The organism is Bacillus sp. 7_6_55CFAA_CT2 (assembly GCF_000238655.1).
Taxonomy (GTDB): Bacteria; Bacillota; Bacilli; order Bacillales; family Bacillaceae_G; genus Bacillus_A; species Bacillus_A cereus.
Map to the genome: position 1 here is coordinate 1 of NZ_JH414709.1, position 18,571 is coordinate 18,571.

The window sequence follows — 18,571 nt, forward strand, 5'->3', positions numbered from 1 at the left end:
CTTAGAGTTAATTCTAGATCCATTCGAAATGACACACCCAGGGATTGCAGGAGCAACTCTTTTAAAGAAAAATTAAAAGAAGAGGGGGACAATCCCCTCTTTTTTGTTTACAATATAGAAATGCTATATATGAATAGAGGTAGGGATGTTATGAGCAAGTTTACAGTAGCTTCTAATGGTGCATTAGAAACAACATTAAGAGGAGCAGAAGTATTATCAACACCACTTTTAAATAAAGGGGTAGCTTTCACACAAAATGAAAGAGAAGAGTTAGGTTTAAAAGGGTTATTACCGCCAGCGGTTTTAACGTTAGAAGAACAGGCACGCCGAGCATACGAACAATTTAGTTCTCAGCCGGATGATTTATTAAAGAATGTATACTTAACTGCGTTACATGATCGAAATGAAGTATTATTTTATCGTATATTAACAGATCATTTACGTGAAATGTTACCGATTGTATATACACCAACTGTCGGTGTAGCAATTCAAAGATATAGTCATGAATATCGTAAACCACGTGGTGTTTATTTATCAATTAACGATCCATCAGGTATCGAAGAAGCATTCACGAATATCGGTGCAACAGCTGAGAACATTGATTTAGTCGTTGTAACAGATGGAGAAGGCATATTAGGAATTGGTGACTGGGGCGTTGGTGGTATTAACATCGCAATCGGAAAATTAGCTGTTTACACTGCTGCAGTTGGAATCGATCCTAGTCGTGTATTACCGGTAATTTTAGATGTAGGTACAAACCGTGAGGAGCTATTAAACAATCCATTTTATATTGGAAATCGTCACCCTCGTATAACAGGTGAAGCTTACGATGAATTTATTGATACGTTTGTACAAGCGGTAAACAAACAATTCCCGAAAGCACTTTTACATTGGGAAGACTTTAGCTCTCGTAACGCACGAAAAATTTTAGATAAATATCGTCATGATGTTTGTACGTTTAATGATGATATTCAAGGTACAGGTGCAGTTTCACTTGCGGCAGTATTATCGGCAGTGAAAGCTTCTGGTGTACCGCTAAGTGAACACCGCGTTGTTGTATTTGGTGCTGGTACGGCTGGAATCGGTATCGCAGATCAAGTTAGAGATGCGATGGTCCGCGTAGGCGTATCTGAAGAAGAATCATATAAGCGTTTCTGGTGTATTGATCGTAACGGGTTAGTTACAGATAATATGGAAGATCTTCTTGATTTCCAAATTCCGTACGCAAGAAAAGAAGTAGAAGTAAGTGAGTGGAAAGAAAATGATGTAATTGGACTTGCTGAAGTTGTGAAACATGTAAAACCGACAATTTTAATTGGTACATCTACTGTTGCAGGTGCATTTAAAGAAGAGATTATTAAAGAAATGGCTTCTCACGTAGAAAGACCAATTATTTTACCAATGTCGAATCCGACGCCACTTGCTGAAGCAAAACCAGCAGATTTAATCGAGTGGACAGAAGGAAGAGCGTTAGTTGCAACAGGAAGTCCATTTGAACCAGTTACATATAACGGTGTAACGTATGTGATTGGACAATCAAATAATGCACTTATTTTCCCAGGGCTTGGTCTTGGAACAATTGTAGTACGAGCAAGCGTCATGACGGATGGAATGTTTGCAGCAGCTGCTGAAGCAGTTGCAAGTATGGTAGATACAAGTCAGCCAGGAGCACCTATTTTACCAGAGGTCGAAGAATTACGTAATATCTCAGAAATGGTTGCAATTGAAGTAGCTAAAGTTGCAGTTGCAGAAGGTGTTGCAAGAGTGAACTTAAGTGATAACGATATCAAGATGGCAGTGAAAGAAGCAATGTGGAAGCCAGAGTATCGCCAAATAAAAGCGGTAGAAAAGGTTAGAATATAGAAAAAAAGCCCGTTTATAACAATAAGCGGGCTTTCGCTTTTACTACTGAAAAAAAGTATAGGAAGTGTCACCTTTGAATTGGAATCAATTATGGAAGAAAGATATGTCCCTTTTAATTATATTAATGGTCGTTGTTCCGATTGCTGGGGAGCTGAACTTTCATCCCTTTAATGATACGTTTCGAGTTAGCTTCGGTACACCGCTATTCTTCTTTTTATTATTATTTTTAAGAAGAGTACCAGCAGGAGTTGCAGGTATTCTTGTTGGTATATCTGTAGTCTTATTCCGAGTATGTCTTGACTGGATCATGCAAGGTTCATTTCATATGACAGAATCATTTTATTTGCGCTATCCCGTGTTCTTCTATTATTTTATTTATGGCAGTTTTTTCTCGCTTTGCAGGGTAAATAAGTTCCATCAGAAACCAATCATTATTGGATGCCTTGGAATTTCAATTGAAATTGTTGCAAGTATGTCAGAACTTGCGTTTTATCATATGTTAGTACTAGGTACAACAATAACGATTTCTGAAGTAAATAAACTCATCATTATTGCTATTTTTCGTAGTTTCTTTGCACTTGGTTTTTTAAATATGATGAATTTATATGAAACGAAATTAAAAGAATCGCAAGTTCGAAAAGAAAATGAAAATATGTTAATGCATCTTTCTAATTTATATGTGGAATCTGTTCATTTGAAAAAGACGTTACAAAATGCGGAGTTAATTACACAAGAAGCATATCAACTATATCGAAATTTACAAGTAAGCGCTGATTCAAGTAGTAAAACAGCATTGAAAATAGCGGGGGAAGTGCATGAAATAAAAAAGGATAATCAAAGGATATTTGCAGGATTATCTAAACTGTTATTAGATAAAAATGTGGCTGAATATGTAGAAGGACATGAGTTAGCAGAAATGATTGTTAGAATAAACGAGAAGTATGCTGAAATGCTAGAAAAGGATATACGTTTTTCTAAACATATAGAAGGTGAGCATGCTGCATACCACGTGTATACAGTTCTATCAATTTTTAATAACCTCGCTGCAAATGCAGTTGAAGCAATTGAAGATAAAGGTGTCGTTATTATTAAGCTATATAAAAGAGATCAACATATATTTTTTGAAGTAATTGACGATGGACCTGGTATTGCACAAAAGTATAAGAAATTAGTATTTAAGCCAGGGTTTACTTCCAAGTATGATCAAACGGGAACGCCGTCAACTGGTATTGGGCTTTCTTACATAAATGAAATGGTAACAGAGCTAGGCGGAGAAGTGAGATTAGAAGGCCGAGAAAATAAAAGAGGATGTAAGTTTATCGTTTGTTTACCGGAGGGTAGTTTAAAGCGGGAAGGGGAATAGATTTGTTTTATTATATCGTAGACGATGATGAAGTTTTCCGTTCGATGCTTTCGCAAATTATTGAAGATGGAGATCTTGGAGAAGTAATTGGTGAGGCGGATGACGGAGCTTTTATTGAGGCGGATCAACTAAATTTTAAAAAAGTAGATATTTTATTTATTGATTTGTTGATGCCGATGAGGGACGGAATTGAAACAGTTCGTCACATTGCGTCAACTTTCACGGGGAAAATCATTATGATTTCTCAAGTGGAATCGAAGCAGCTTATAGGTGAGGCATATACACTCGGTGTAGAATATTATATTACAAAACCATTAAATAAAATCGAAGTTGTATCGGTTGTACGCAAAGTGATGGAGCGTATTAGATTGGAGCGTTCTATACACGATATTCAAAAATCATTGAATAACGTGTTTCAGTGGGAAAAACCGCAATTGCGTACTGAACCAGTGCAAGAAGGAAAAAAGATAGGGGATTTAGGGCGCTTTTTACTATCAGAACTCGGTATTGCGGGAGAGAATGGAAGTAAAGATTTACTTAGTATGCTGGAATATTTATATGGTCAAGAAAAGGCACAGACATTTGAGTTTGGCTTTCCTGCGTTAAAAGAAATTTTCCATCATATTACGATAAGAAAATTAGGGGATTTAGCTTTAGAGGCGGATATTGATAAAGAGAAAAAAGCGTCTGAACAAAGAGTACGTCGAGCTATTTATCAGTCGTTAAATCATTTGGCTTCTTTAGGATTAACAGACTTTTCAAATCCAAAATTTGAAAGCTATGCTCCAAAATTTTTCGATTTTACCGTAGTTAGAAAACGGATGACAGAAATGACGAAAGATGAACTCGCATCTTCTGGTCATACGCGAATTAATACGAAGAAGTTTATTCAAGTATTGTATTTTGAGGCGAAGAGGTTGATGGAGATAGAGTGAAGAAGATGCTTATAAATAAGCATCTTCTTTTGTTAAATCAACATTTTATATTTTCTCGTGGAGCATGTAAAATGTTAAGTAAGAGAAAATGGTTTTATATTAAGGAAGTGTCAAAGCGATGAGTTTCACATTGAATAAATCGATTATTAAAGAAGTGTGCGGAGAGACCTCATATAAAAGAGGTGAAGCCTATTATAAATCAAATAAAGTGATAATAGATCAGTACGATGAAAATAAAGAAATTTGTGAGGCGACAGTAAAAGGGAACGAGGATTTCCATGTTACAGTAGCAAAAGCCAAAAAGGGTGATGTTGTTGCAAAATGTAGTTGTCCTTCATTAGCGTCTTTTCAAACGTACTGTCAACATGTTGCAGCAGTATTAATACAAATAAACTATAATCAACAAACAGGTGGAATGAGCTCCGCTAGTAACAGAAATGATCAATTGACAAGTGGTATGTTTCAGCTGTTTGCAGATAAACCACTGAGGCCAAAAAGTAAACAACACCGTTTTGATACACGTGAAATATTAGATATTGAGTTTATATGTACACCAGTTGCTACGAGAAGTGGTGGGGCTCTTCTTGGAATTCAATTGAAACTTGCCAAAGTGTATTTCATAAATCATATTAGAGAATTTCTTTCTAAGGTGGAGAAAAGGGAATCTTTTCATTGTTCAAATGAATTTACATATACACCAGATGTACATAGTTTTAAACAAGAAACGGATGCAATTATTCAGCAGCTCATTAAAATGTATCATAATGAAAAAATGTATGAAGATACGCTAGAAGTACATGCGAAACAAGATGAAAGTATGATATTTATACCGCCAGCTTCGTGGAAGGATATGCTCTCTTCACTTTCTAAAGTTGAATATGTACAGCTGAAACAAAATGAACAACTGTTTCAGGGATTACAAGTTTCAAAAGGTTTGTTGCCGTTACACTTTGAATTTACGAAGGGAAATAATGGCGGATTTACACTTCATATAGATGGTTTAAATCGTGTACAAGTTATGGATATGTATAACAATGCACTTTACGAAGGGAAATTATATCACTTACACATTGAAGATTGTATGCGACTTATTGAATTACAAAAGATGATGAGTCGCTCAAATAGTAATCAGTTTTATATTCCAGAAAGTAAGATGGAACATTTCGTCGCGAAAGTTGTACCAGGATTAATGAAGCTCGGAACTGTACACATTGATGAAGTAATATCGGATCGTGTTGAAACACCTTCGCTAAAAGCGAAATTGTATTTAGACCGCGTGAAAAGTCGCTTATTAGCAGGTCTTGAATTTCACTATGGGAACGTCATGATTAATCCGCTAGAAGAGGATGGACAGCCGTCTGTTTTTAATCGTGATGAGAAAAAGGAAAAAGAGATTTTAGACATTATGAGTGAAAGTGCCTTTGCAAAAACAGAAGGCGGTTACTTTATGCATAATGAAGAAGCTGAGTATAACTTTTTATATCACGTCGTGCCAACATTAAAAGGTTTAGTTGATATTTATGCGACGACAGCAATCAAATTGCGAATTAGTAAAGGGGATGCAGTTCCTCTTATTACAGTGAGAAGAAAAGAAAGAATTGATTGGTTGTCATTTCGTTTTGATATAAAAGGAATACCAGAAGCAGAAATTAAAGGTGTATTAGCGGCCCTTGAAGAGAAACGTAAATATTATCGATTGGCGAACGGTTCGTTTTTATCGCTAGAGAGTAAAGAGTTTAATGAAATTAATCAGTTTATAAAAGAATCAGGTATTCGGAAAGAATTTTTACATGGAGAAGAGGTAAATGTTCCACTTATTCGGAGTGTAAAATGGATGAACGGACTTCATGAAGGCAATGTTTTAAGTTTAGATGATTCTGTTCAAGAGTTAGTAGAAAACATTACAAAACCCGAAAAAATTAAAGTTTGCTGTGCCAAATACTTTAAATGCAGAAATGAGAAAGTATCAAGTATATGGGTTCGAATGGATGAAAACACTTGCTCATTACCGTTTTGGCGGTATTTTAGCAGATGATATGGGACTTGGAAAAACGTTGCAAAGCATTGCTTTTATAGATTCTGTTTTGCCTGAGATTCGAGAAAAGAAACTACCTATATTAGTCGTTTCACCATCATCTCTTGTTTATAATTGGTTTAGTGAATTGAAAAAATTCGCCCCGCATATTAGAGCAGTTATTGCAGATGGAAACCAAGCAGAGCGCCGGAAAATTTTGAAAGATATAACGGAATTTGATGTCGTAATTACGTCATATCCATTACTGAGAAGAGATATAAGATTATATGCAAGACCATTTCATACACTATTCCTTGATGAAGCGCAGGCGTTTAAAAACCCTACAACGCAAACGGCAAGAGCTGTGAAAACAATTCAAGCTGAATACCGTTTTGGGCTAACGGGTACACCTGTAGAAAATTCATTAGAAGAGCTATGGTCTATCTTCCATGTCGTCTTCCCAGAATTATTACCAGGAAGAAAAGAGTTCGGTGATTTAAGGCGTGAAGATATAGCGAAGCGAGTGAAACCATTCGTATTAAGACGATTAAAAGGGGACGTATTAAATGAGTTGCCAGAGAAAATAGAGCACTTACAATCATCGGAGTTATTACCCGATCAAAAGAGTCTCTATGCTGCTTATTTAGCGAAGCTAAGGGAAGAAACGTTAAAGCATTTAGACAAAGATACGTTACGTAAAAATAAAATTAGAATTTTAGCTGGTTTAACGAGATTGCGACAAATTTGTTGTCATCCTGCTTTATTTGTTGATGATTACAAAGGAAGTTCAGCTAAATTTGAACAACTGTTAGAGATTTTAGAGGAATGTAGAAGTACAGGGAAGAGAATATTAATTTTTTCTCAATTTACGAAGATGCTTTCCATTATTGGTCGTGAGTTAAATCGACAAGCAATTCCATACTTTTATTTAGACGGGAGTACACCAGCGCAGGAACGTGTAGAGCTGTGCGATCGGTTTAACGAAGGAGAAGGAGATCTATTTCTCATTTCTTTAAAAGCTGGTGGTACCGGACTTAATTTAACTGGTGCAGATACAGTAATATTATACGATTTATGGTGGAATCCAGCTGTTGAACAACAAGCGGCCGATAGAGCGTATCGAATGGGACAAAAAAATACAGTGCAAGTTATAAAGCTAGTAGCTCAGGGAACAATTGAGGAGAAAATGCATGAACTGCAAGAAAGTAAGAAAAATTTAATTGCTGAAGTGATTGAGCCGGGAGAAGAAAAATTAGCATCCATCACGGAGGAAGAAATACGAGATATTTTAATGATTTAATATGAAAAAGCTATGCTTTCACATGTGAAAGCATAGCTTTTTGTTGTAATAATTATATTTTGTTTTGTACAAAGTAAAGAAATCAAATGTTATTTAAATTACTTCTTTGTACCTTTACTTTTGTATGGCTTTGCAGCTGCCTTTTTCTTTGCACTTGATTGCCAACGGTTCCATCCTTTACTTCCTGTACCTTGTCCTACACCTTTTTTCGGTTTTGCCTTCGTTTTACTCATATGATCACTCCGTTATTTAAAAATCTTATTTGATAATAGTCAATGATTTAGAAAATACTCTTTATAAATGACTATGATTGCTTTAAGTAAAAATAAACTGCTTGAATGCTATAGTATATCATGAAATTGCAAGTAAACTGAAAGGAATTATAAAGAAAATGAAAATAATAAGAAATACTGCGGATTCTATATTCCGAACGATCACATTAATTATTGTGTATACGTTAGTTTCGGTCAGTGAAACATTTTTTGGATTGACGAGGCAGAAAAAGTAAAGATGTTAAATTAACAACAATCAATAAAGCCGTAAAATAAAGAATTGAAAAATATTTTAAAACTTTTTGTTGACTTTCTTTATTTTTTGTATAGAATAATCATTAATAAAATGTTTCAGAGATGTGACAACAAAACGACTATGAAAGGACGAGTAGTAGTAGGACGTAGTTTAAGCGAGTCAGGGGTGGTGTGAGCCTGATACGAAGCCTATTATGAAGAACCTCCTGGAGTTGCTAACCGAAATCCTTTATAGGAAAGTAGACTTAGCCGGGAACTTCGCCGTTACAAGAAGAACAGTATCGAGATATTTCATCTCCGTATTGTATAAGTGAGCAACCTCTGTTGCTAATTTGGGTGGTACCGCGGAACCAAAGCCTTTCGTCCCAGTTTTTTGGGAAAGAAGGGCTTTTTTTGTTGGCTTCTTTTCACAACATCCAAACATTTTAGGAGGAAACCACCATGTATCAATCATTAATGACAGTAAGAGAGACTCAAATTGCAATTAAGGAAGTTAAAACATTTTTCGAGGACCAATTAGCAAAACGCCTTGAACTATTCCGCGTATCTGCACCATTATTCGTAACGAAAAAATCAGGATTAAACGATCACCTAAACGGTGTAGAACGTCCAATTGAATTTGATATGTTACATTCAGGAGAAGAATTAGAAATTGTTCATTCACTAGCGAAATGGAAACGATTTGCATTACATGAATATGGATATGAAGCTGGTGAAGGTTTATATACAAACATGAACGCGATTCGTCGTGATGAAGAACTTGATGCAACGCATTCCATTTACGTTGACCAATGGGATTGGGAAAAAATCGTTCAAAAAGAATGGCGTACTGTCGATTACTTACAAAAAACAGTACAAACAATTTATGGAATATTCAAAGATTTAGAAGATCACTTATTTGAAAAATATCCGTTCCTTGGAAAGTATTTACCGGAAGAAATTGTTTTCGTTACTTCTCAAGAATTAGAAGATAAATATCCAGAATTAACACCGAAAGATCGTGAACATGCAATTGCGAAAGAACATGGTGCAGTCTTCATTATCGGAATTGGTGATGCACTTCGTTCAGGTGAAAAGCACGACGGACGCGCAGCTGATTATGACGATTGGAAATTAAACGGTGACATTTTATTCTGGCACCCAGTACTACAATCTTCATTTGAATTATCATCAATGGGAATTCGTGTTGATAGTAAATCACTTGATGAGCAGTTAACGAAAACTGGTGAAGACTTCAAACGTGAGTATGATTTCCATAAAGGTATACTAGAAGACGTACTACCATTAACAATCGGCGGTGGTATTGGACAATCAAGAATGTGCATGTACTTCTTACGTAAAGCTCATATCGGTGAAGTTCAATCTTCTGTATGGCCTGACGATTTACGTGCAGCTTGTAAAAAAGAAAACATTCATCTGTTTTAATAGAAGTGAGGGAATAGCTTAAATATAGAGCTATTCCCTCTTTTTTATAAAACATTACTTATTTATTACCGAGTTCTTCCGCTAAACCGATTAAAATTCCTTCGACTCCACGAATGTAGCAGAGACGATACGAGTTCTCATACTGAACTACTTCACCAACGAGCTCTGCACCATGCTTAGTGAGTCTCGATACCATTTCGTCAATGTCTTCAACGGTGAACATGACGCGTAGATAACCGAGGGCGTTTACAGGAGCATTTCGGTGATCTGATATAGTAGGTGGGGTGAGAAATCGCGAAAGTTCAATTCGGCTGTGGCCATCTGGAGTGACCATCATAGCGATCTCTACGCACTGAGAACCGAGTCCAGTTACGCGACCAGCCCATTCACCTTCGACATTGGCTCGACCTTCGAGATTCAAGCCAATCTCCTCAAAGAAAGAGATTGCGTTATCAAGGGATTCTACAACGATGCTGACATTGTCCATTCGTAGTAATTTGTTTTTTGCCATAGTCTTATCTCCTTATGTATAAAAGTCTATTATTTAATTATCCTCATAATTATACTACTAAGTAGTTACAAATTCCTTTCAGTCAAAAACACCTTGTCACAGTATAGGAAAATGTGACAAGGTGTTTTTTAATATGTCATATAGCATCGTGTTAACGAACAGCTTTTTATTTAATAGGAAGGTAATACATTAATATGATTTTTTTAGCATTACTAAATATATCAGATTAGCTCATTTGCACTAAAGGCTCAATTTTCGCCATAAATGATTGATGCAGCGCCTCAACGCCTGTTACTAAATGAAGGCGGTCAATAACGACAGACACTTTAATTTCTGATGTACTTACCATTTTAATATGAATATCTTCTTCTTTTAAAGTAGTGAACATATTTGCAGCGACACCTGGGTTAGATACCATGCCAGATCCTACGATTGATACTTTTGCTAAGTGATTTTCATGTTCTACAGATTCATAGTGAAGAGTTTCTTGATTTTGTTCCAAAACTTCTAAAGTTTCTCTTAAATCATTCGAATGGATGGAGAAGGAGAGGTGTACAGTTCCTTCATTTGTAATACTTTGAATGATGATATCTACATTAATGTGTGCTGCTGCTAATGTAGAGAAAACTGTTGAAAGCGAGCCTTGTTCTAATCCTTTAATTGTGACACGTGTAATGTTATCCTCAAATGCAATACCTTTAACGATTGATTGTTGTTCCATGTTACATTCTCCTTTTACAATTGTTCCGTTTTCTTGTTCCATACTTGAGCGAACTTCTAAAACTACATTATGATTTTTAGCAAACTCAACAGCGCGCGGGTGTAATACGCCAGCACCGAGATTAGCAAGCTCTAACATTTCGTCATAAGAAATTTCGTCTAATTTGTAAGCATCTTTTACAACTCGTGGGTCCGTCGTATATACACCTGTCACATCCGTATAAATATCACATTTTTTTGCTTTAAGTGCAGCAGCTAATGCGACAGCAGTCGTATCAGAGCCACCACGGCCAAGCGTTGTAATTTCATTTTCTACACTTATACCTTGGAAACCAGCTACGATAACAATCGTACCTTCAGCAAGATAAGATTGAATACGATCTGTATGAATGTCAGTAATCCGTGCACTACTATGTACAGATTCTGTCGTAATACCTGCTTGCCACCCTGTTAATGAAATTGCATGATAGCCTTTTGCTTGCAGTGCCATTGTTAATAATGAAATAGTTACTTGTTCTCCTGTAGATAGAAGCATATCCATTTCACGTTTACTTGGATTTTCTGTGATAGCGTTAGCGAGTGCGACAAGTTCATCTGTGCTTTTTCCCATTGCTGAAACGACAGAGACAATGCTATGACCTCGTTCATATTCTTCAATAATTAAATTTGCTACATGTTGAATGCGTTCGACGCTTCCGACAGAAGTGCCACCAAATTTTTGAACAATTGTTTCCATTACAAATTCCTTCTTTCGTCTATTTTTAAGAATAGATTAGGAAATATATAAATCCCAATACTCCTGTAGTTACCAGAAAGACAAACAAAAAACACCATCTCAAATAAGTGAGGATGGTGCTGTTACAGGAAAAGGGAAACAGAAAACGGAGCTAATAAAAAAACCGCCAAAAAAGGAATATCATAAAAAAATGATATCTCTTTTTTGTAGATAGCTCTTCATACGTACACGTCTGTACATATGACAGTTCTGTTTCTATTCGAAAACAGCCCCAATTGATAAATGCAGAGAAATTTATCAATTTCGGCAATACTTCCTTTCATCTAAGTTCATAGACATCTCTGTGTCTCCATTAGAATACTCATAAGTATCGCAACCTCTATCTCACGTTTTAGGCGAGAGTGTTTGATTTATGAAGTTGTTGGTAACATTTGTTTTATAATAATTTAAATTTTTCGGGGAATCAAGTGTTTTATATATATTTTAAAAATTCTTTCTTTTTTTGAGGGAGTTTGTGAAAAATGTAGCAAAATAAATTCATTGCATGTACATTAAACTTATAGTGCATAGGAGGTGGGGAGAATGAAAAGGAAACAGCCTATTTATGTTGCGACAAAAATGAACACGACGATGGAAAAATTATGGGAATATACGCAAGAACCAGATATACATACAGAGTGGGATGCTCGCTTTACTGAAATTTCGTATTTAGAGAAAAAAGAAGGGGAACCACAGAAGTTTTTGTATAAAACAAAGATTGGATTTGGGCTTGAAATAGTTGGAGAAGGGGAATCAATAGGTGAAATAAGAAAAGATATTTTAATGCAGTTATGCAATTGGATGAAAACGAAAATGAAATTGTAGATTATTTTGGTGAACCACATTTACTCGTTTCTACACTGCATTTTCATATCGATGAGTTAGGGGCAATGCATATTTCTTCAAAGAAACAATGGTTTTATATGTTTGGAAGAAAAATGCCGTTACCAAAATTTTTGTATGGTGAGGCAAAAATTGTTGAAAGTTATGATGAAACACTTCAGTGTTTTCGAATTCATGTACAAGTACGAAACCCGTTAATTGGTTCGCTTTTTTCATATAAGGGAACATTTGTGGAAAGGGAATAAACGATATGAAAAATATAATATTTGGGCTTGCTTGTTATGTTGTTTTTCTAATATGTGAGTGGTCGAATATAAATCCTGTTGAAGCAATTATATTATTATCTGTTTTATTATTTATACCAATGTCATTTTGTATTATTGATAAAAGAAAAAGAGATGGATCGCAATTATTATTTTATAAATCCGTATCATTTTTATATCCAATCGCAGCAATTTGTGCAATGCTAGCTTTCGTCGCAAATCACTATTTATTTGCGCTAGTTTGGTTTGTATATACAGGAATTGTTGCGTTATTTGGTGTAAGTAGATTGCTAGAAAGAGGATGGAAGCCGTTAGAAGAGATCGCCATAGATAGTGCGTTTATTTATTTGTTTTTAGGTGGTTTTTGGTTTTCTGCTTCAGTAGCAAAACTTTCAATTATGCATTTTAGCTCTGACATTGTTTTACTCACAGCTGCACATTTTCATTATTCGGCGTTTCTATTGCCATTATCAGCTGGTTTAATAGGGAGAAAAAGAGAAAAGAGAAGTAAAGTGTATGATGCTATTATGTTTATCATCATGATTTCACCTATGACAGTTGCAATAGGAATTACATACTCAAGAATATTTGAATTTTTTGCAGTGTTCCTATATTTATGTGCAATTTATGGGTATGGATTTTACGTTTGGAGAGCAAAATTTAATGCTATCATTGCAAAGATTCTTCTAATCGTTTCGTCTAGTACACTCATGGTTACAATTATGTTCTCACTTATATATTCATATGGAAATTTGAAGCATGTAATGACGATTACAATTGCTCAAATGGTTTGGATTCATGGTGTTGTCAACGGAATTGGAGTAGCGTTACCGGCATTTATCGGCTGGGTGATTGAAAAGAGTGTTCCGAATTATAAATACTATGGGAAACCAATGAGTAAGTTAAGAGGAAATGTGGCAATTGGTGAGGCTTATTTATATAGCAGCAATTTAGTAGACAGTAAGGAATACAACGGTTTAGTTGATAAAGTAAATGACTTTCATAGTGAGGCATTTGATGTGACGAAGGTTCCTTTAAGTATTATTCATTTTTATGAAAATACAGCAGAGTATGAATTGCAATCGAATATTAAATGGGCTCGTTGGTTCCGTCCGTTCGCACTTTGCTATGAGAAAATGAGTAAGCGTGTAGAACAAATACATTTAGGAATGGGCGGCAATTGGGAAACGATGCATGGCTCTATCATTAGTGTCATAGATGAGAAAGATGGAAGAGAGAATGTAAGGGCTTGGCTAAGAAAAAATGAAGCAGGTGAATCTATTTTTGTAGCTCTTTATTCAAAGCATACAAATAAGAATGAGACATATATGAATATCGCCTTACCTTTACCTTATTCGAATATGACTGGTATTTTGAAACTATATAATGATAGTCATGATTTAATCATTACTAGTAAGTTAAGAGAAAATGGTCAGGGAGATGAGGGGATTTATTTACATACTCGGTTCTTAACAACCCGTTTACCATTAGCAGAGACTTTTATTATAAAAGAGCGCACGGATCATATACTAGAAGCTAATCATAGAATGTGGATATTTGGAGTTGAGTTTTTAGAAATTGATTATAGGATTAAGAAAGTAGAGGAGAAGTAAGAAAAGCTTGGAAAAATTCCAAGCTTTTTTACGTATGTGTAATTGTTATAGCAACTTGTTTATCTAGCTCATTATCCCAAACACGTTGAATTTCAAAGGTGCCTTTTTCAAAAAATAATGGGAATCTTTCTTTAAACCAATCTTGCATAGGAAGCTTTAGTGCTGTATCCATTGGTATCCATAAGAAAGACTAAGCCCTAAAGAAATTAGGACTTAGTCTTCATTAAATACAAATGTTTGTTTCATTTTTTTACCTTCATTTACCGGATGGCCATTGTAAGAGAAATTCTTTTCTTCCCAAGTGATCACAACTTTAAAATTATGACTATTAAAGTCTAATGGGAATACCATGTAGTCAAAGCTTGTATGACTTTTAGAAATATTTTCATTAGGTGTAGTAGGTTTAAAGGTAGCTTTAGAGGTAGGGTTGTTATCAAGTATTTCCACAGATACGTTTGATACATCATGACCGATGTTTTTTACGAGTAAACTATACGTATCAAATACACCTTGCTTTGGCTGGATTGCTTGCTTGTTTGAGTTATGAGATTTATCAATTTCGACATACCATTGTTTAGACTTTGACGCAATCGGTAGTGACTGAAATGTGTAAGCACTAGCTTGTATTGGTAGTGCTAAGCATAAAAGTGTAAAGAGAGTTAATATTTTTCGTTTCATTTTTTTAGAGCTCCCATTCTTTAATGGATTTACTTGTTATTATCTTCTTTTTACGAGTAAATATACCATATAATGTAAAGTGGCTATAAGAGTAGTGAATCAATATCTTATTCAATACTCTTATAGCCGGCATAATTACGTATGTAGTAAAAAAGAATAAATTTGTTTTTCTATACTTAGATTGCTGCCCTTTTTAAAAGGACTATTTTTACGTTTTAATAAAAAGAATATACTAAGAATTCAGTATAAATTATTTATTTTAATGTAGTTAAATGTGCTTATATATGTGAAATTAGAGAAGGAAGCTGTGTAGAGATGTTTCTACACAGTTTTTTTAGGATATGAAAAAATTACCAAAAATATGTTAAAATAACATTGTCATACAACAAGGGGGATTTGTTTTATGGAAAATGGACATCTTGCTAAAGTAGACTTAACGAAAAAAATTGAATCAAAATCTAAGTACAATAAGAAATTAGAAAAATATCAAAGGCGCTTATTAGCATTACAGCAAATTTTGAAAGAAGAAAAAATCGCGGTTATGCTTGTTATGGAAGGATGGGATGCGGCTGGTAAAGGTGGGGCAATTAAGCGGGTGACGGAACACCTTGACCCGCGTGGGTTCCAAGTAAATCCAATTGGAGCGCCTGCACCTCATGAAAAACGTTACCATTATTTGCAACGTTTCTGGCGCAAAATTCCACAGTACGGGCAAATCACCATTTTTGATCGCTCATGGTACGGTCGTGTGTTAGTTGAGCGTGTTGAAGGATTTGCTACAAAGGAAGAGTGGATGAGAGCATATGATGAGATTAATGATTTTGAAAAACTACTAACAGATGACCATTACATAATAGGGAAGTTCTTCTACCATATAAGTAAAGAGGAACAGTTAAAGAGATTTAAAGATAGAGAGAAAAATCCTTTGAAAAGATGGAAAATTACAGACGAAGATTGGCGTAATCGTGAAAAATGGGATGAGTATGTTGAAGTAATGGAAGACATGTTTGAAAAAACAAGTAAGCCAAATGCGAAGTGGCATATTATTGAAAGTAACGATAAATTGTATGCTCGTGTGAAAACGTTAAAAATCATTATTTCATTCATTGAGGATTATTTCTTAGAACATGGTATAGAATTTCCTTCTTATTATTATGAAATGAAAGAGGATATTGAAGGTTTGCAAGATGTAGGTGTGAAAGAGTAAATAAGAAAATGGCCCTGTGAATTGGTGAAACCAAATTATGGGGCTTTTTTATTTAGAAACATTTTACAATTAACAGAATAAGGTATATAATCAATAATCATATTAATATTGTTAATATGATTATTGATTATATACTATGTGGGGGTTTTACTTTGAAGGGAAGAGATGTTGTTTTAGGTTTATTAATGGAAAAGGAATTGTCTGGTTACGATATTAAAATTGTGTTTGAAGACGTATTTACTCATTTTTTTGATGGAAGTTTTGGAATGATTTATCCAACGTTACGGCAATTGGAGAATGAAGGGAAAATAAAAAAAGAGGTTGTCATGCAAGAGGGAAAACCGAATAAGAAAATGTACTTTATTACAGATGAGGGGCGTGAAGAATTTTATCAATACATGCAGACACCTGTAGAGAAGGATGTTTTACGTTCGGATTTTTTAATGAGAATGTATTTTGGTAACTATAGTGATGATGTAACAATAAAAAAATGGATTAAAGATGAAATTGAAAGAAAAGAAGCGTACATTGCAGATCTTCGATTGAAATATGAAAAGTGGAGAGTAGGTATTACTTTCGTCGAAGAAATTTCACTAGATGTAGGTATTGCATCGTATAGTGCACAAGTGGAGACTTTGAAGAAAAAATTAGAAGAGTTAGAGGCGAAAGAAAACAATAAAACAGAAGAATGAAAAACGCGTTCACAATAAATAAAGGGGTATATAAAGATGGAGCAATCAAAGGGTATTAAGATTGTCTTTTTAATGTGTCTAGGTATCTTTCTTTGTATGATTGATACGACAATTATGAATATAGCTTTACCGGCAATACAATCGAGTGTAAATACTTCGTTAGAAAAGATGTCTTGGGTATTAAATGTTTATACAATGACGATTGCAGTACTTGCCATTCCGTTAGGGCGGATAGCTGATATCTTTGGAAAAGCAAAGATGTATATTCTTGGTCTGGTGATTTTTGGTGGTGGATCGGTACTTTGCGCTTTTGCTAATACAGGTGATTTTCTTATTTTTTCTCGTTTTATACAAAGTATTGGGGCAGCGATTTTATTTCCAACAAGTATGGTAATTGGTGTATCAGCTATGCCATTAGCTAAGAGGCATGTTGCGCTTGCAATTTTAGGAGTAACACAAGGATTGTCAGCTGCTATGGGACCAGTAATAGGTGGAATTATTACGCAACATTTAGGATGGAGATGGGTGTTCTTCGTTAATGTTCCGGTTTGTATAATAGGAATCGTGTTATGTTGCATCATGCTACAAATAAAAAATGAAGAACGTATTATCTCAAAAATAGATTGGATAGGACTACTATTAAGTAGCACAGCAATTTTTTCATTTACTCTCATATTAGTAAAAGGTAATACATGGGGATGGCAAAGTAATATTGCTTTGTCTTGTTATGCAATTAGCACTATTTCTCTTATTCTATTTGTTTTAGTAGAACGAAAGATTCATAATCCAATGGTGAATTTAAAGTTATTTCAAGATCGAATGTTTGTCGGAGCGTCTATCGTTGTTATATTAAGTAATTTATTTTTAATTGGAGTTACTGTATTGCTTCCAACTTTCTTGACGAAACTACAAGGTCGAACGGAAATTGAAGCGGCTTTTTTAGTGACACCTATTTCAGCAATGATATTTTTTGTCTCACCAGTTGCAGCAACTTTAATTAAAAAACTCGGAAAAGTAACTATTATTTTGTCAGGATTTCTTATTATGGGGCTTTCCTACTATTGGTTGCAAATGATTGATGTTCATTCAACAAATATAGAAATTATTATTCCATGTATGATATTAGGTGTTGGATATGGTTTAGTAGTGGGGCCAATTACAGTTTTAAGTGCGTCTTCGTTTGAAGGAGAATTGTTAACTGCTTCTCAAAGTGTTGTATCAATGTTACGACAAGTCGGAATTGTATTGGCAGTCGCAATATTTGTCTCTAACTTAACTTACAATTTAACTGTAAATAAAGAAAAAGTATATCGTTATGCAGAAGAAAAGGTGCGTACTATTCATGTGAATAGTACTGAGCAAACTGAAATTTTACAAATGACTAAAGAGAAAATAGAGAATCAAAGTTTAGAGTCGAATATAAATAAGAAACAAAATGCAATGACAATGGGATTAAGTAAAGAGAAAAAGGAAGAATTGATTCGCGACAAGACGGATGAAATATTAAGAAAAGTTCCAGTAGAATATAGAGATGTAAAAAGAGAAGAAGTTATGAGGAAAGTGACAAAAGAAGTTGAAAAACAAGAGGAAAGTATAAAGAAAGAGGTACTCACATTTTCAAATGATGTGAATCATTATGCCAAGAATCAGATGGCTATGAGTTTTACAGATTTATATAAAGCAAGTGTGCCAATTATTTTAATTTGTGCTTTCGCAAGTTTGTTGTTTTGGGAAGGGAAAGCTTTGAGTAAAAAGAGAAAGGGAAGGATAGTAGAAGAAGCGTAAAGGAAAACAGGCTATAGCAGCCTGTTTTTTTCATTGTTTTCTCCTTGCATATTGTGA

General features: G+C 34.8%; 12 protein-coding genes, 5 pseudogenes, 1 riboswitch and 1 other annotated feature. Of the genes and pseudogenes, 12 read left to right on the top strand and 5 right to left on the bottom strand.

Going from position 1 to position 18,571, the window contains the following annotated elements; genetic code table 11:
- The 5 genes and pseudogenes from HMPREF1014_RS29785 to HMPREF1014_RS09170 all read left to right on the top strand — a co-directional run.
- Positions 1–76, top strand: a pseudogene (locus tag HMPREF1014_RS29785) (aspartate ammonia-lyase); the annotation flags it as partial.
- Positions 77–150: 74 nt separating this feature from the next.
- Positions 151–1,863 (top strand): oxaloacetate-decarboxylating malate dehydrogenase, encoded by a 1,713-nt coding sequence (malS, locus tag HMPREF1014_RS09155; RefSeq protein WP_009326751.1) that lies wholly within the window; start codon positions 151–153, stop codon positions 1,861–1,863.
- A 64-nt stretch (positions 1,864–1,927) separates the two neighbouring features.
- Positions 1,928–3,226 (top strand): sensor histidine kinase, encoded by a 1,299-nt coding sequence (locus HMPREF1014_RS09160; RefSeq protein WP_002195356.1) that lies wholly within the window; start codon positions 1,928–1,930, stop codon positions 3,224–3,226.
- 2 nt (positions 3,227–3,228) lie between these two features.
- Positions 3,229–4,161, top strand: a complete 933-nt coding sequence (locus HMPREF1014_RS09165; protein ID WP_000500302.1) for a response regulator — start codon at positions 3,229–3,231, stop codon at positions 4,159–4,161.
- 118 nt (positions 4,162–4,279) lie between these two features.
- Positions 4,280–7,475: pseudogene (locus HMPREF1014_RS09170) on the top strand (SNF2 helicase associated domain-containing protein).
- 98 nt (positions 7,476–7,573) lie between these two features.
- Here HMPREF1014_RS09170 and HMPREF1014_RS09175 read toward each other — a convergent pair.
- Entirely contained in the window at positions 7,574–7,708 is a 135-nt protein-coding gene (locus HMPREF1014_RS09175; protein WP_000047588.1) for a DUF3934 domain-containing protein, read from the bottom strand.
- A gap of 406 nt (positions 7,709–8,114) precedes the next feature.
- Positions 8,115–8,373, top strand: a binding site (T-box leader).
- Positions 8,374–8,443: 70 nt separating this feature from the next.
- Here HMPREF1014_RS09175 and asnA point away from each other — a divergent pair.
- Complete coding sequence (gene asnA, locus HMPREF1014_RS09190) at positions 8,444–9,427, top strand: aspartate--ammonia ligase (protein ID WP_000284914.1); 984 nt, start codon at positions 8,444–8,446, stop codon at positions 9,425–9,427.
- A 58-nt stretch (positions 9,428–9,485) separates the two neighbouring features.
- Here the strand turns inward: asnA and HMPREF1014_RS09195 are convergent, their stop codons facing one another.
- Both HMPREF1014_RS09195 and HMPREF1014_RS09200 read right to left on the bottom strand, forming a co-directional pair.
- Positions 9,486–9,938, bottom strand: a complete 453-nt coding sequence (locus tag HMPREF1014_RS09195; RefSeq protein WP_001107260.1) for a VOC family protein — start codon at positions 9,936–9,938, stop codon at positions 9,486–9,488.
- A 226-nt stretch (positions 9,939–10,164) separates the two neighbouring features.
- A complete protein-coding gene (locus HMPREF1014_RS09200) occupies positions 10,165–11,394 on the bottom strand; it encodes an aspartate kinase (RefSeq protein ID WP_000448032.1) in 1,230 nt (409 codons plus the stop codon).
- A gap of 203 nt (positions 11,395–11,597) precedes the next feature.
- Positions 11,598–11,784: riboswitch (Lysine riboswitch) on the bottom strand.
- Between the two features lie 192 nt (positions 11,785–11,976).
- Here HMPREF1014_RS09200 and HMPREF1014_RS09210 point away from each other — a divergent pair.
- The 3 genes and pseudogenes from HMPREF1014_RS09210 to HMPREF1014_RS09220 all read left to right on the top strand — a co-directional run.
- Positions 11,977–12,210: pseudogene (locus tag HMPREF1014_RS09210) on the top strand (hypothetical protein); the annotation flags it as partial.
- Positions 12,198–12,521 (top strand): annotated as a pseudogene (locus tag HMPREF1014_RS09215) (DUF4166 domain-containing protein); the annotation flags it as partial. The pseudogenes HMPREF1014_RS09210 and HMPREF1014_RS09215, both read left to right, overlap by 13 nt.
- Before the next feature lie 5 nt (positions 12,522–12,526).
- Positions 12,527–14,152, top strand: coding sequence for a YndJ family protein (locus tag HMPREF1014_RS09220; protein WP_000789368.1), 1,626 nt, complete (start codon positions 12,527–12,529; stop codon positions 14,150–14,152).
- Between the two features lie 28 nt (positions 14,153–14,180).
- Here HMPREF1014_RS09220 and HMPREF1014_RS09225 read toward each other — a convergent pair.
- Both HMPREF1014_RS09225 and HMPREF1014_RS09230 read right to left on the bottom strand, forming a co-directional pair.
- Positions 14,181–14,336 (bottom strand): annotated as a pseudogene (locus tag HMPREF1014_RS09225) (DNA mismatch repair protein MutT); the annotation flags it as partial.
- A 29-nt stretch (positions 14,337–14,365) separates the two neighbouring features.
- The gene (locus HMPREF1014_RS09230; RefSeq protein ID WP_000823343.1) at positions 14,366–14,830 is read right to left on the bottom strand and encodes a YozF family protein; all 465 of its coding nucleotides are present in this window, start codon (positions 14,828–14,830) and stop codon (positions 14,366–14,368) included.
- Positions 14,831–15,233: 403 nt separating this feature from the next.
- Here HMPREF1014_RS09230 and HMPREF1014_RS09235 point away from each other — a divergent pair, with 403 nt between their 5' ends.
- The 3 genes from HMPREF1014_RS09235 (at position 15,234) to HMPREF1014_RS09245 (ending at position 18,514) form a co-directional block, all read left to right on the top strand.
- Positions 15,234–16,037, top strand: a complete 804-nt coding sequence (locus tag HMPREF1014_RS09235; protein ID WP_000427322.1) for a polyphosphate kinase 2 family protein — start codon at positions 15,234–15,236, stop codon at positions 16,035–16,037.
- 152 nt (positions 16,038–16,189) lie between these two features.
- The gene (locus HMPREF1014_RS09240; protein WP_000678333.1) at positions 16,190–16,729 is read left to right on the top strand and encodes a PadR family transcriptional regulator; all 540 of its coding nucleotides are present in this window, start codon (positions 16,190–16,192) and stop codon (positions 16,727–16,729) included.
- A gap of 36 nt (positions 16,730–16,765) precedes the next feature.
- Positions 16,766–18,514 (top strand): MFS transporter, encoded by a 1,749-nt coding sequence (locus HMPREF1014_RS09245; RefSeq protein WP_000438107.1) that lies wholly within the window; start codon positions 16,766–16,768, stop codon positions 18,512–18,514.
- Positions 18,515–18,571 lie beyond the last annotated feature (57 nt).